This is a genomic window from Magnetospirillum sulfuroxidans, assembly GCF_018224925.1.
Lineage (GTDB): Bacteria > Pseudomonadota > Alphaproteobacteria > Rhodospirillales > Magnetospirillaceae > Magnetospirillum > Magnetospirillum sulfuroxidans.
Genome location: NZ_JAGTUF010000002.1, coordinates 122,543 through 136,300, shown reverse-complemented (window position 1 = coordinate 136,300; position 13,758 = coordinate 122,543). Strand labels below are relative to the sequence as shown.

The window sequence follows — 13,758 nt, the reverse complement described above, 5'->3', positions numbered from 1 at the left end:
ACTTCATGCTTATCCACAACTGTGCCGCCATCGTCACCGGCGGCGGCTCGGGCCTGGGCGCCGAAACCGCCCGCGCCTTGGCCAAGCAGGGCGTCAAAGTCGCCGTGCTTGATCTCAACCAAGCCGCCGTCACGGCGGTGGCGGCGGAAATCGGCGGTGTCGGCGTGGTCTGCGACGTCACCAGCGCCGAATCGGTGGAAGCCGCCCTGGCTGCCGCCCGTGAGGCGCATGGACCGGCTCGCATCGCCGTCAATTGCGCAGGAGTGGCGACGCCGGGCAAGGTGGTCGGCCGCAAGGGGCCGATGCCGCTGGAATCATTCGCCAAGGTCATTCAGATCAACCTGATCGGCACCTTCAACGTCATGCGTCTGGCCGCCGCCGACATGCTGGGGCTGGAGCCGCAAGACAATGGCGAACGCGGCGTCATCGTCAACACGGCGTCCATCGCCGCTTTCGATGGCCAGATCGGCCAAGTCGCCTATGCCGCCTCCAAGGGCGGCGTCGCCAGTCTGTCATTGCCGGCGGCGCGGGAATTCGCGCCCAGCGGTATCCGCGTCATGGCCATCGCGCCGGGCTATTTCGGCACGCCGATGGTCAATGGCATGCCGCAAGAGGTGTTGGACTCGCTGGTGGCCTCGACCTTGTTCCCGCATCGCTTGGGCCTGCCGGAAGAATACGCCCGCATGGTTTTGTCGATTATCGACAACCCCATGCTCAACGGCAGCACCATCCGCCTGGATGGCGCGGTGCGGATGCCGCCGGCGTAAGGCCCGCGGGCTTTGGGTGAGGCGCGGCCCGTGACGGGCCCGCTCAGTCGCCGCGCAGGCTTTGATAAGAAGAGGTTCTCATGACCACGTACGAAAACATCTTGGTGGAAACCCAGGGCAAGGTCGGCCTGATCCGTCTGAACCGGCCACAGGCGTTGAATGCGCTGTCCACGCCGCTATTCGAGGATCTGGCCTTGGCGCTGGATGCTTTTCAGGCCGATGACGGCATCGGCTGCATCGTTTTGACCGGTTCGCCAAAGGCCTTTGCCGCCGGGGCGGACATCAAGGAAATGAAGGATTTGTCCTTCATGGATGTGTATTTCCGCGATTTCTGCAACACCGGCTGGACCCATGTCACCACCATCAGAAAGCCGGTGATCGCCGCGGTTGCCGGCTACGCCCTGGGCGGCGGGTGTGAATTGGCGATGATGTGCGATTTCATCATCGCCGCCGACAACGCCAAATTCGGTCAGCCGGAAATCAATCTGGGCACCATGCCCGGCGCCGGCGGTTCACAACGCCTGACCCGCGCCGTCGGCAAGGCCAAGGCCATGGAAATGTGCCTGACCGGGCGGCAGATGGATGCGGCCGAGGCTGAACGGGCCGGGCTGGTCAGCCGCGTCGTGCCGTTGGCCGAATTGGAGGCCGAGGCGCTGAAAGCGGCGGAAAAGATCGCCTCGATGTCGTTGCCGGTGGTGATGATGGCCAAGGAATCGGTTAATGCCGCCTTTGAGACCACTTTGGCCGAGGGCATTCGTTTCGAGCGCCGACTGTTTCATTCCACCTTCGCCACCGAGGATCGGCGCGAAGGCATGGCGGCCTTCGCCGATAAGCGGCCGGCGATGTTTATCAATCGCTGAAAATGCGGGCTATCGTCCGTCACGGTGGAGAAGGTGGCTTTTGAAGCCAAGATCGTGACGGATGATATGCTCGACCAGACCGGTGCGGGCATGCAACAGGGCGCCGAGGAATTGCGTCTCGTGCGGGGCGGAAAGCAGCGGCGACACCAACCGACGCAGATGGTCGTGTTCGCGCCGATGCAGATGGGAATCGGGAAAGGCGATATCGTCGAACACCCGTTCTTCGGTGCTGAAGTGATGGGCCAATAAGGCGGCGACGTCTTCTTGCGCCAATTTATGGCGCGCCTGCGACGGGTCGGTCGCGGCGGCGAAGCAAAGCTCGTTGCATAAATTGATCATCGAGCGGTGCTCGGCGTCGATCTGGCCTTCATCGATGCCAAACGAAACCAACCAGGGGACTGGTCGCAATAAGCTGTCTTTGTATGCCGGCACCGGGCTTCCCTCCCCCCCTGCGTCCTGGCTGCGAATAAGAGGTAGTGTAAAGCGGGGGATGCAGGCGGCAAAGGCAAATGTGCGCATGCGGCATTTTCTTTGGTTGTGGCGCTAACCTTTCCAGGCGGCTCTGTCGGCTTCGCGCAGGGCATCGGCACGACTGATCCCGATATCGCGCAGCAAGCGGTCATCCAACCGAGCCAAAGCCCGCCGCTGTTGAGCCCGCTCGATCCAGGTCATCACCGCGTCAATTCCCCGGATGATGGGAATATTGATCTGGATAGAGGGGAAAATTGAACCCGTCCAATTGATCCGTATCATTGGTGCAACTCCGATTGAAGCGATATTGAATCAATGATTGACGGGGCAATAGAGTCAATTGCATTATTGAAACCATGTCAAATTGGCTCCCCGATCTGTCCGCCTTTCCCGGCCCGAAATACCGCGCCATCGTCGATGCCATTGCTGCTGACGTGGCGGCGAAACGGTTGCCGCTGGGAACCCGCATGCCCACCCATCGTGATCTGGCCTGGCGGCTGAAGGTCACGGTCGGCACCGTCGCCCGCGCTTATACCGAGGCTGAACGGCTTGGCTTGCTGTCGGGCGAGGTTGGGCGCGGCACCTTCGTCACCGATCCCGACAAAAAAGATTCCGCCCTGGGGCAATACTTGTCGGTAGCCTGGGCGCCACATCCCGGGATCATCAACATGGCGGTCAACCGTCCCTCTGGCGATCAGGGGGCTTGGGCGGTCGGGCCGGTGCTGGCGCAATTGGCCAAGCGGGCCGACCTGCCGCAATTGCTGTCATACAATCTGGAAAGCGTTGCCCAGCGCCATCGGGTGGCGGGGCGTAAATGGCTTGCCCTGGAAGGGGCCGAGGTGGGGCTGGACCAGGTTTCGGTCACCGCCGGCAGTCAGCAGGCCCTGGTGGCCGCCATCGCCACCCTGACCCGGCCGGGGGATGTCATCCTGGCCGAGGAATATACCTATCCCGGCTTCAAATCGGCGGTCACCTTGTTGGGGCGCTCGCTTGTCGGCGTGATGATGGACGAGAACGGCCTGATCCCCGACGAGGTCGAGCGCGGCTTCGCCAAAGGGGCGCGGTTGCTGTACACCACCGCCACGGTGCAGAACCCGACCACGGCGACGCTGGATGAAAGCCGCCGCCGGGCCATCGCCGAAGCCGCCCGCCGCCATGACGCCTTTATCATCGAGGACGGCGTGCATCGCTTTCTCGATCCCACCGCGCCGCCGCCCATTCTGGTGCACGCACCGGAACGCACGCTTTACCTGACCACCTTGTCGAAAAGCGTGACGCCGGGGCTGCGGACGTCCTTCGCGGCGCTGCCGGGCGAGGTCAAAGGGCGTTTCGATGCCGCCATCGGCGCTTTGTCTCTGGCGCTGCCGATCCCCTTGCTGGAAGCGGCCTGCATGCTGATTGACGCCGGCATCGCCCAGGAAGCGGCCGAACGTCAACGCCGCGACGCCTTGGCCCGCATCGCCCTGGCCGGCGAGATTTTGGGGATTGCTAAGCCGCGTCCGGCCTTCAACATCTGGCTACCGATGACGTTGCCGTGGACGTCATCGGCCTTTGTCGCCGAGGCGGCGCGCCGTGCCGTCAGCCTGCCGCCCACCGATTCCTTCGCCGTCGGCCGGCCGCACATGGACGGCGTCCGCGCTTCGGTCACCGCCCCGCCCGATATGGAGACGCTGGCGCAAGCCCTGCACATCCTGGCCGATCTGCTGGCCTGCGGCAGCGCCCCTTTGGCCATGACCGTGTAATCCCAAATCCCGTCAGGCCACCGCCGATCGGTCCCGATCAGCGGGACATGGCAAATGTCACTGGAACGCAGGGCCAAGCCCTGTCACGGTGCCGACATGCGTCCTGATTTTCCCGAAACCGTGCGCGCCTTCCTGCGCATCGGCCTGCTGTCTTTCGGCGGTCCCGCCGGCCAGATCGCCACCATGCATCGCATTCTGGTGGACGAAAAACGCTGGCTGGATGAACCGCGTTTTCTGCATGCGCTCAATTTCTGCATGCTGCTGCCGGGACCGGAAGCCCAACAATTGGTCACTTATGCCGGCTGGCTGCTGCACGGGGTCAAGGGCGGGTTGGTGGCCGGGCTGTTGTTCGTGTTGCCGGGCTTTGTCGTCATGCTGGGGCTGGCGGCGCTGTATGCCGGCTTTACCCATGTGGATTTCGTCCAGGGCCTGTTTTTGGGGCTGAAACCGGCGGTGCTGGCGGTGGTGGTGCAGGCGGGCCTGCGCATCGGCGCGCGGGCGTTAAAGGACATGTGGGCCCGAGGCTTGGCGCTGGCGTCGTTCGTGGCCATCTTCGCCGTCGGTTTGCCGTTTCCGCTGATCGTGCTGGCCGCCGGTCTGGCCGGCTGGTGGCGTGGTCGTGACGGCATTGTGGCACGTGGCGCGCCAGCCAAGGTTACGACGGGGACAATGGGCGCGATGGGGACAATGGGCACGGTGTCGCTGTGGCTGGCGCTGTGGCTGGCTCCGGTGGGATTGGCCTGGATTCATGGCCACGGCGCCTTCGCCGTCATTGGCCTGTTCTTCGCCAAATTGGCGGTGGTGACCTTTGGCGGGGCCTATGCGGCGCTGTCCTATGTGGCGCAGCAGGCGGTGGAAAGCCATGGCTGGTTGAGTGCCGGTGAAATGCTGGACGGGTTGGGGTTGGCGGAAACCACCCCTGGGCCGCTGGTGCTGGTCAATCAATTCGTCGGCTTTCTGGCCGGGTATCGTCAGCCCGGCGATTTCAATCCGTGGCTGGGCGGCGTGCTGGGGGCCAGCCTGACGGTCTGGGTTACCTTCGTTCCCAGTTTTCTGTGGATTTTTGCCGGCGCCCCCCATGTGGAGCGGTTGCGCGGTCATGCCGCTTTGTCGTCGGCATTGGCCGCCATCACCGCCGCCGTGGTCGGCGTCATCTTCAATCTGGCCCTGTGGTTCGCCTTGCATGTGGCTTTTTCCCGCTTCGACGGTTTTTGGCCGATGTGGCGAACGGTGCAGCCCTTATCCTTGGTGTTGGCGGTGGCGGCGATGATCGCCATCTTGCGCTTCAAGTGGGGCATGGTGCCGGTGCTGACCGTCTGCGCCGCCGTGGGGGCCGGGGCGCGGCAGTTGGGCTGGGCCTAAACGATCGTGCCGCCATCCCAGCGCCGGGCCAGGAACAGGGCCAGTCCGGCGCCGACCAGCGATAATCCGGTCATGACGAAAAAGGCGCTGCTGCCCAGGGATTCGTACAATCGGCCGGCCAGGGGGCTCATCAGTCCCGGTGCGGCCCCCATGGCCACCGCCGACAGCATGCCTTGTGCCCGTGCCGACAAGGTGGGGGGCACGGCGCGGGCGATGAAATGCATGGCGCCGAGATGGGCGCAGCCAAAGGTCGCCGCGTGCAACAGCTGGAACGCCGCCAATGCCGGGATGGCGGTGAACATTCCCAGCCCCAGCCAGCGGACCATGCCGGCGCAGGTGGCGATGATCAACAGCCGCCCCGGCCCCAGCTTGCCGACCACCCAACCGGAAAAGGCGAACAGCACCACCTCGGCGATGACGCCTTCGGCCCATAACAGGCCGATGGTGTCGCCGTCGATGCCCGCCGCCTGCCAATGGATGGTGGCAAAAGCGTAATAGACGGTGTGCGAGGCGGTGCCCACGCTGGTGGTGGCCAGGAAGGCGAGAAAGACCGGATGCTTCAGCAAGGGCCATAACGGTGTGGCCGGGGCCTTGCCGCGGCCGGCGGCGACCGAGGTGGGCAGGCACCAGCACGCCAGGGCGGTCAGGCCCAGGGCGGCGGCGACCACCCAAACCATCACGGCGCTTGGCTGGCGTGTCAGCAGGCTGCCGGTGGCGATGGCGCTGGCGATGAAGGTCAGCGATCCCCACAATCGCACCCGGCCATAATCCAGGCGGTGGCGTTGGGTTTCCATCATCGCCAGGCTTTCCCCCAGCGGAAAGATCCCGCTCCACAGCCCTACCGCCAGCACGGTGACCGCCAGGATCGGACCGAAGCCGTCAACCAGCGAGAACAAAAGCCAGACCAAGGTGGCGCCGGCGGCCAGCAGGGACATGGGGTGGCGGCGGTCGCCATGGCGGTCGACCAGATGACCGGCAGCCGGGCCGACCATGATCTTGGTCAGATAGGTGGCGGCCATGATCAGGCCGATATCGGTGGCGCCCAAGCCCTTGTCCTTCAGCCATAGCGGCCAGAACGGCATATGGGCGCCGACTGCGGTGAACAGGGCGGCGTAGTAGAACGACAAACGGGCGGCGGTGCCGTGGCGGCTCATGCAAACAGACGGGTCAGGGCGATGCCGCGTTCGGCCAAATCCAAGACGCATTGATCCGAGGCGAGGAAACGGTACTCCACCGCGCGCTGGTCGGTCAGGCTGTCGGCGGCGCGGAGGGCGTCATCGACCATGCCGGGATGGACCATCATCAGGCAGTCGGGGCCAGGATTGCTGGTGAAGCGGCGGAACAACTGGTCAAAGGCGATCTTGCCGGAGAAGTCGTAGACACCGCGAAACGAACAATTATGGCGGATGCCGGCCTGATCGAGACGACGGCGGAAGCTTTGGCCCAAATGCGAAATCACCAAGGCCCGCAGCGGTGAGATGCGGCGAGCCATGATGGACAGCGACGGTTCAACGCACGAGCGAATCCAGGCCCGGCCGGCCAAACGCCGTTGCCACGCCTTGATGACCGCGTCGCCGACGATCGGCAATTGATGGACATGATGATGGCCGTCAAGAAAATCGGGCGGGCGGCCAAAGGCGGTTTCGAAGGCGTCGAGCTGGCGGTCGATTTCGGCGGCGATTTCGTCCGCGTCCAACCGGCCGGTCAAGGCGCGCTTCAACAGCGTGCCCAACCCAGGCAGGGTGCCGCCCGCCGCCAGATCGGGCATGGCGCCCAGCGGGGTCTGGTCGGTCAGGGTGATATGCAGGCCGATCTCGGCCATGCCATCCAAGGGCTTGAGCGCGGCGGCGGCTTCGGGCCAGTATGGGCTGCCGGTCATGCAGCCGGTGGCCTGCAAACGGCCAAGGACGATCAGGTGGCGGATGGCGGCGCTGACGCCGGGGGCCAGCCCGTAATCATCGGCGCACAGAGTGATCTTGGGGCGGAGATTGACCGCCTGTCCGCTTTTGTCCACACTGCCGCCCATAACTGATTCCTATGGTGTGCCATGATCGAGAAGACTGACATTTCCGCCCCGCCGGTTCTGTCCCTGGTGGTGCCCATGTTCAACGAGGCGGGCAATCTGGACACCTTGTTCGCCCGACTGACCCAGGTGATGGCCGATCTGGGCGAAAGTTACGAAATCGTCTGTATCGACGACGGCAGCAAGGACGACACCGTCGCCCGCGTGCTGGAACATCGCCAACGGGACCCCAGGATAAAGGTGGTCGAGCTGTCGCGCAACTTCGGCAAGGAACTGGCGTTAACCGCCGGCTTGCATCACACCAGCGGGCAAGCGGTGGTGATGATCGACGCCGATTTGCAGCATCCGCCGGAAACCATCAAGGAGATGATGGCGAAATGGCGTGACGGCTACGAGATGGTTATCGCCGTCCGCCGCGACCGAGAGCAGGAAACCGCCTTCAAGCGTTTGGCGTCCAAGGCGTTCTACGAGATGTTCGGCCGGGTGTCGGAAGTGCAATTGCCGCCCGGCGCCGGTGATTTCCGCCTGCTGGACCGCAAGGTGGTCGATGTCTTGAACGCCATGCCCGAACATGCGCGCTTCATGAAGGGATTGTATGCCTGGGTCGGTTTTAAGCAGACCATCATTCCCTTTGACGTCGCCGACCGCGCCCATGGCGAAACCAAGTTCAATCTGTTCCGGCTGTGGCGGCTGGCCATCGACGGCATCACCTCGTTCACCTCGGTGCCGCTCAAGGTGTGGACCTTCATTGGCAGCTTGGTGGCCAGTTTCGCCTTGCTGTACGGCTTGCTGTTCATCGTCAAGACGCTGATCCTGGGCATCGACGTTCCCGGCTATCCGTCGTTGATCGTCGCCATCACCTTTTTCTCCGGTGTGCAGTTGATCAGTCTGGGCGTGATTGGCGAATATCTTGGCCGAGTGTTCTCGGAAGTGAAGAATCGGCCGCTTTATGTGGTGCGCAGCGCTCATGGCTGCCGCCGCGAGGTTGACAAAGGCTAAGCCGAAAGCCCATATCCCCCTAAAGCAGATGGAAAAGGTGGGGAAATGCTGTCGAGCAAAGCCAAATATGGCTTGAAGGCCATGGTCTATCTGGCACGCAATGGCCAGGACGGCGCGGTGCTGATCGCCGATATCGCCGAAGCTGAATCCATCCCCAAGAAGTTCCTTGACGCCATTTTGCTGGAACTGAAAAATCGCGGGTTCTTGTCCTCGAAAAAGGGCAAGGGCGGCGGCTATTCCCTGGCCCGGCCGGTTGAACGCATTACCGTCGGTGACATTGTCCGCGTGCTTGACGGGCCGTTGGCTCCGGTGCAATGCGTGTCGCGCACGGCCTATCGTCGGTGCGACGATTGCCGCGACGAATCCGGCTGTGCCGTGCGGGCGGTGATGGGCGAGGTTCGCGACGCCATTGCCGCCATCTTGGACAACACCTCTTTGGCCGATATGGCGTTTTTGAAAAAGCCCGAACCGGTGCTGATGTACGATATCTAGACCGTGATGCCCCCATATCCCGGTGCTCGGAACTCACCGGGATTGCGCTGGATCGGTTCTGAACACGGCGTTCAGATCGCGGGCAAAGTCAGTCGGAACCTTGCGCCGCCGCCGGGGGCATTTTCCGCCACCAATGCGCCGCCATGGTCGCGGACGATGCCATAGCTGATCCACAATCCCAATCCGGTGCCTTGGCCCACCGGCTTGGTGGTGAAGAAGGGATCGAACACCTTGTCGAGATTTTCGGGCGGGATGCCGGGGCCGGAATCGGTGATTTCCACCGCCACCTGTGCGTCTTGGCGGTGGCCGCTGACGGTGATGACGGCCTTGTTGCCCTGATCATTGACCGCATCAAGGGCATTTTCCATCAGATTGACCATGACCTGATGCAATTGGCCGGCATGGCCGGGCGTCAGCAGGACCGGCGGCAACGAGATGACCGGATCGGGCAGGGTGCTGCGGCCCTTGATTGCCCAATGAACGGCGTTTTCGGCGATTTCGGCCAGATTGACCGCCTCGGCGCCGCCTGATTGGCTGAACGACAGACGTTTGAGCGACTTGACGATATCGGCCACCCGTTGCGCCCCTTCCTGGGTTCCGGCGATCAAGGCCGGCAGGTCGGTCATCAGGGTGTCGATGCGCAGGCTTTTGCGCAGCGCCTCGCGCTCGGTTTCATCGATGCCCTGGTGGATGGTGCCCAGATAGGCCTCGAGACGTTCGCGGTATTTGGTCAGCACATGGACATTGCCGACGATGAAGCTGATGGGGTTGTTCAGTTCGTGGGCGACGCCAGCGATCAGCCGCCCGAGCGAGGCCATCTTTTCTTGCTGCACCAATTGCGCCTGAGCCTGCTTGAGGGCTTCATAAGCCCGGCGAAGCTCGCCCACCGGGCGGCCGGTCAGCACGGTGCCGGCGGGCAGGCCGCGATGATCCAAAAGTGTGGCGCAGGTCAAGGCGACCGGGTCGGTGACGCCCTGACCGCGATGGACGAAACGCACTTCGCGGTCGCCGCCGTGGCCGGCTTCCAGCCAATGGTTCAAGGACCCGACATCCTCGGCCAGGAAATCGCCCAAGGGGTGGCCGACCAGATCGATTTCGGCGATGTCGGTCAGGCGCAGGAACGCCAGATTGACTTGCTGGATACGACCTTTGGAATCGCAAACGACCAAGATATCGGATACCGATGACAGCACCGAGGTGATGAAGCGCTGGGCTTCCTCGAGCGCGGTGTTTTTTTCCTCGAGTTCAATCTCGTACTGGATCAGGTCGGAATAGACCTCCTCCATCTTGCGGATGACTTCGATCCACGCCGCCTCTTGGGCCTGGGCGATTTCGCTGTTGGCAAGTTCCGGGGCCATGGCGGGGGGCTTGCCCATCAATCCGGGCGCTCGAGGCCGTGACGGTTGAGCTTGGCCCGTAAGCCGACGCGGCTCAGGCCCAATTCCTCCGCCACCCGGCTGATGTTCCATTGGTGGCGTTGCAGCGATTCGCCCAGGATGCGCGCCTCGACGACGTCGATTTGTTCGCGCAGGCCGCGGCCGCCGGCCGGGATGCTTTGGCGGCCCTGACCGCGAATGCGGGGGCTGACCAGTTCGGGGCCGATCACCGGGCTTTCGGCCAGGGCGACCATGCGCTGCATCTCATTCATCAATTCCCGCACATTGCCGGGCCAGTCATAGGCCGACAGCAGGGCCATGGCCGGCGGCGACAGATGGGTGACGCTTTTGCCGAAATTGCGGGCGGTATCGGCCAGCAATCGGGTGGTCAGCACGGCGATGTCTTCGGGGCGTTCGCGCAAGGGCGGGATGTGGATGGGGAAGGCGGCCAGACGGTAATAAAGGTCGCGACGGAAATGCTTGTCGTGGACTTCTTGTTCCAGGTTGCGGTTGGTGGCGGCGATGACGCGCACGTCAACCTTGCGGGTCAGCCGGGCGCCGAGCGGGCGGATTTCGCCTTCCTGCAATACGCGCAGCAGCTTGACCTGAAAGGCGGGCGAGGTTTCGCCGATTTCGTCCAGAAAGATGGTGCCGCCATCGGCCTGCTCAAACAGGCCGATGCGGTCTTCATAGGCGCCGGTGAAAGCGCCTTTCTTGCAGCCGAACAATTCCGATTCCAGCAATTGGTCGGGCAGGGCGCCGCAATTCTCGACGACGAAGGGCTTGCTTCCGCGGGGCGAATTGTAATGGATGGCGCGGGCCAGCAATTCCTTGCCGGTGCCCGATTCGCCGGTGATCAAGACCGAGATGTCGAAGGCGGCGACGCGGCTGGCCATGCCGATAGCCTCGGTCAGCGGCGAATGGGGGGCATGGGTGATGCGGTCGAAGTGGTGGGCGCGCTTCAGCTGGCCGGTCTTTTTCGCCACCTGGCTTTCCAGCATGGCCGGCGCCACCTTGAGGTCCAAGGAGGCCTGGGCCGAAGCGGTTTGCAATTGCCACAGATGCAACCCTTCGCGGATGGTGCGGATCAGTTCGTCCGGTTCCCACGGCTTGGTGATGTAGCGATAGATGCCGGCTTCGTTGATGCCGGCGATGATGTCTTCTGACGCGGTATAGCCGGAAATGATCATGCGCACCGGATCGGGCCAGCGCTCGCGCACCTGCTTGAGAAAATCGACGCCCTGCATTCCCGGCATGCGCTGGTCGCACAAGATGGCGTGCACCAGTTCCTGATCCAACAGCCCCGCGGCCTCTTCGGCATTGGAGGCGGTCAGAACCTGGAATTCATCGGCGAGGACGCGGCGCAACGCCTCTTGCGACTGCCGCTCGTCGTCGATAACCAAGATGATCGGCAGTTTCGTCACGGGGGCGCCTTGGGGTCCGGGGTGGTTTTGTATTGTGGGTGGGAAAAGCCGCCCGAATCAAGGGGGCGTTGGCTGTTGGCGGCAAGGTGTTCATATCCCGTTCAAGCAAGGCGCGAATGATTATCACATACCTTTGTCATTATGCTCCTGACGCATGACGTGAGGGTGTGATGGCATCGTGGCGGAAAATTAAAGCGGACGAGGTGACGATGGAACGCCGCCGTTTCACCCGCTATGCCGGTGATGGGCTGATGGTGATGCTGGGCGGTAAGCTGTTGCCGGCCGCCGACGTGTCTTTGGGAGGGGTGCGGCTGACCGATCCCGGCACGGTTGAACGCGGTGCCGTGATCAGGGTGCGGGTCATCCCGCATCAGGGCGAAGTGGTGTTGCTGGGGCAAGCGGTCGAGGTGGAAGGCCGGGTGCTGGCGACAGGTCCGGCCGGCTTGCGCCTGGCTTTTCTTCGAACTGGTTATTCCCTGGCCAAGCTGGTGGTGCGCCATGCCCGACGCCAGTCCCTGGATGGATTGTTCATGCCGAGCGGCCGCTGACCTCGGCCAGGGACGTGCGGACCGAATGAAGCAGAACTTCGCGCAACCGCGCCACCCCGTCGGCGACCAGACTTGAAACATCGCTGACTTCCCCGGCCAAAACGCCGGTATTTGATGCCTCGCCGGAAACCTGGGCGATGCGTTCGGCCACTTCCTGCGCCGCATCCGATGTTTGCGCCACGTTACGGGCAATTTCGGCGGTGGCCGCGCCTTGCTGGTCAACGGCGGAGGCCACGGCGGTGGAAAGCTCTTGTACCGTGGCGATGCTGCCGACGATGGCCTGAGCGGCGGCGACCGCCTCGCGGGTGATGGACAGGATATGGCCGATCTGGGCGCCGATTTCGTCGGTGGCCCGGGTGGTTTGGTTGGCCAGCGATTTGACCTCGCCGGCGACCACGGCAAAGCCCTTGCCGGCATCGCCCGCGCGCGCGGCCTCGATGGTGGCGTTCAGCGCCAACAGATTGGTTTGGCTGGCGATTTCATTGATCAATTGGGTCACTTCGGTAATCTTGTCAACGGTTTCCGCCAGCCGGCCGATTGTGGATTGCGCCCGATTGGCGGTGTCGCTGGCGTCGATGGCCGCATCATGGGCGTTGTGGATGGAATGGCGGATTTCGCTGATGGAAGCACTTAATTGTTCGGACGCCGCCGCGACCGTTTGAGCGTTGGCCAAGGCCTGGGCGGCGGCGGCGGCAACCCCTTGGGCATCGGTATGGACGCTGGTGGCCAAGTTGGTCATGCGCACGGCATTGTCGGTCAGGCGCTGGGTATATTGCGATACCGTCGTCACCGCTTGGTCGGCCTGGGCCTCGATCGTGTCGGCCATTTGGGCCAGGGATTGGTGCTTTTCCTGTTCAGCCTTGGCTTCCATTTGCCGCTGGCGGTCGCGCAGGCAATCCGCCTCGATGGCGTTGTTCTTGAAAATCGCCACCGCTTGGGCCATTTCGCCCACTTCGTCGGCACGTTCGGTATAAGGGATGGCGACGGTCATGTCGCCCACGGCCAAGTGGCGCATGGTTGCGGTCATCGCCGTCATCGGGCGGATGACCCCCACGGACATGGCGGCGACGCCGGCAACGATCAACGCTAAGGCCAGGACAGCGACCCCCCAGGCCAAGGCCATCAGCCAGGCTTCGCGTTCCGCCGCCTCGTGTTCGGTGGCGGCATTCATGGCCTCGGCTTCCTTGACGATGATGTCGATGACGGCGCGGTGATCGGTGTAGGCCTGGGCCAGACGGGCATAGGATTGCCGCGCCACATCCATCTCGCCGGCTTGTAGCGCCGGCAAGAACACCGTGCCTGCCTCGGTGAAGAAGGCAAGGGCGAAGCCGTGCGAGCGTATGGTCAGCTTGTCGGCGATGGCATGGTCCAAGCTGGATTGAACCCAGAAATCATGACGCAGGTCGTAATCTTGGCGCAATTGCCGCAGCCGCTCGGCCCGGGCGGCGGCGCTGGCCGGCTCGTTCAGCGCCAGTGTCGCTTCAAGATAGGATTCGATGATGTATTCCGGTGGCGGCAGGATGTCGGCGACCAGATCCTTTCCCAGGACGATCCGCTCGTACAGCGGTCCGCCCACCTTTAGCTCGCTGATGGCGCGCATGCCGGTGGCGGCGACGGCAATGATGCCCGCCACGGTGACGATGGCAAAGATATGCATCAGGACGGCTATGCGCAGGCGGGGCATCGGCGATCTC

General features: G+C 63.4%; 14 protein-coding genes. 7 read left to right on the top strand and 7 right to left on the bottom strand.

Annotated features, from left to right (window positions below; translation table 11 throughout):
* Nucleotides 1-5: 5 nt before the first annotated feature.
* Together KEC16_RS04605 and KEC16_RS04600 are read left to right on the top strand one after the other, a co-directional pair.
* Entirely contained in the window at nucleotides 6-767 is a 762-nt protein-coding gene (locus KEC16_RS04605; protein ID WP_211546498.1) for an SDR family NAD(P)-dependent oxidoreductase, read from the top strand.
* Nucleotides 768-847: 80 nt separating this feature from the next.
* On the top strand, nucleotides 848-1,627 hold the full coding sequence (locus KEC16_RS04600; protein ID WP_211546497.1) for an enoyl-CoA hydratase: 780 nt from the start codon (nucleotides 848-850) through the stop codon (nucleotides 1,625-1,627).
* Between the two features lie 9 nt (nucleotides 1,628-1,636).
* Here the strand turns inward: KEC16_RS04600 and KEC16_RS04595 are convergent, their stop codons facing one another.
* On the bottom strand, nucleotides 1,637-2,017 hold the full coding sequence (locus tag KEC16_RS04595; RefSeq protein WP_211546496.1) for a hemerythrin domain-containing protein: 381 nt from the start codon (nucleotides 2,015-2,017) through the stop codon (nucleotides 1,637-1,639).
* A gap of 153 nt (nucleotides 2,018-2,170) precedes the next feature.
* Complete coding sequence (locus tag KEC16_RS04590; protein ID WP_211546495.1) at nucleotides 2,171-2,380, bottom strand: DUF1127 domain-containing protein; 210 nt, start codon at nucleotides 2,378-2,380, stop codon at nucleotides 2,171-2,173.
* Nucleotides 2,381-2,454: 74 nt separating this feature from the next.
* Here KEC16_RS04590 and KEC16_RS04585 point away from each other — a divergent pair, with 74 nt between their 5' ends.
* Nucleotides 2,455-3,840 (top strand): aminotransferase-like domain-containing protein, encoded by a 1,386-nt coding sequence (locus KEC16_RS04585; protein ID WP_211546494.1) that lies wholly within the window; start codon nucleotides 2,455-2,457, stop codon nucleotides 3,838-3,840.
* Between the two features lie 96 nt (nucleotides 3,841-3,936).
* Nucleotides 3,937-5,202, top strand: coding sequence for a chromate efflux transporter (gene chrA / locus KEC16_RS04580; RefSeq protein WP_211546493.1), 1,266 nt, complete (start codon nucleotides 3,937-3,939; stop codon nucleotides 5,200-5,202).
* Here the strand turns inward: chrA and KEC16_RS04575 are convergent.
* Both KEC16_RS04575 and KEC16_RS04570 read right to left on the bottom strand, forming a co-directional pair.
* On the bottom strand, nucleotides 5,199-6,356 hold the full coding sequence (locus KEC16_RS04575) for an MFS transporter (protein ID WP_211546492.1): 1,158 nt from the start codon (nucleotides 6,354-6,356) through the stop codon (nucleotides 5,199-5,201). The genes chrA and KEC16_RS04575 overlap by 4 nt on opposite strands.
* Complete coding sequence (locus KEC16_RS04570; RefSeq protein WP_211546491.1) at nucleotides 6,353-7,228, bottom strand: ChbG/HpnK family deacetylase; 876 nt, start codon at nucleotides 7,226-7,228, stop codon at nucleotides 6,353-6,355. Before KEC16_RS04570 ends, KEC16_RS04575 begins: the two co-directional genes overlap by 4 nt.
* Nucleotides 7,229-7,249: 21 nt before the next feature.
* Here KEC16_RS04570 and KEC16_RS04565 point away from each other — a divergent pair, with 21 nt between their 5' ends.
* Entirely contained in the window at nucleotides 7,250-8,224 is a 975-nt protein-coding gene (locus tag KEC16_RS04565; protein WP_211546490.1) for a glycosyltransferase family 2 protein, read from the top strand.
* A gap of 45 nt (nucleotides 8,225-8,269) precedes the next feature.
* Nucleotides 8,270-8,716, top strand: coding sequence for an RrF2 family transcriptional regulator (locus KEC16_RS04560; RefSeq protein ID WP_211546489.1), 447 nt, complete (start codon nucleotides 8,270-8,272; stop codon nucleotides 8,714-8,716).
* A 71-nt stretch (nucleotides 8,717-8,787) separates the two neighbouring features.
* Here the strand turns inward: KEC16_RS04560 and KEC16_RS04555 are convergent, their stop codons facing one another.
* Together KEC16_RS04555 and KEC16_RS04550 are read right to left on the bottom strand one after the other, a co-directional pair.
* Complete coding sequence (locus tag KEC16_RS04555; RefSeq protein ID WP_211546488.1) at nucleotides 8,788-10,092, bottom strand: sensor histidine kinase; 1,305 nt, start codon at nucleotides 10,090-10,092, stop codon at nucleotides 8,788-8,790.
* Complete coding sequence (locus tag KEC16_RS04550) at nucleotides 10,092-11,516, bottom strand: sigma-54-dependent transcriptional regulator (protein WP_211546487.1); 1,425 nt, start codon at nucleotides 11,514-11,516, stop codon at nucleotides 10,092-10,094. The genes KEC16_RS04555 and KEC16_RS04550 overlap by 1 nt, the downstream gene beginning before the upstream one ends.
* Nucleotides 11,517-11,725: 209 nt before the next feature.
* Here KEC16_RS04550 and KEC16_RS04545 point away from each other — a divergent pair, with 209 nt between their 5' ends.
* A complete protein-coding gene (locus KEC16_RS04545) occupies nucleotides 11,726-12,064 on the top strand; it encodes a hypothetical protein (protein WP_211546486.1) in 339 nt (112 codons plus the stop codon).
* Here KEC16_RS04545 and KEC16_RS04540 read toward each other — a convergent pair.
* Nucleotides 12,045-13,748 (bottom strand): methyl-accepting chemotaxis protein, encoded by a 1,704-nt coding sequence (locus KEC16_RS04540; protein WP_211546485.1) that lies wholly within the window; start codon nucleotides 13,746-13,748, stop codon nucleotides 12,045-12,047. The two genes, KEC16_RS04545 and KEC16_RS04540, sit on opposite strands and share 20 nt — an antisense overlap.
* Between the last annotated feature and the right edge of the window lie 10 nt (nucleotides 13,749-13,758).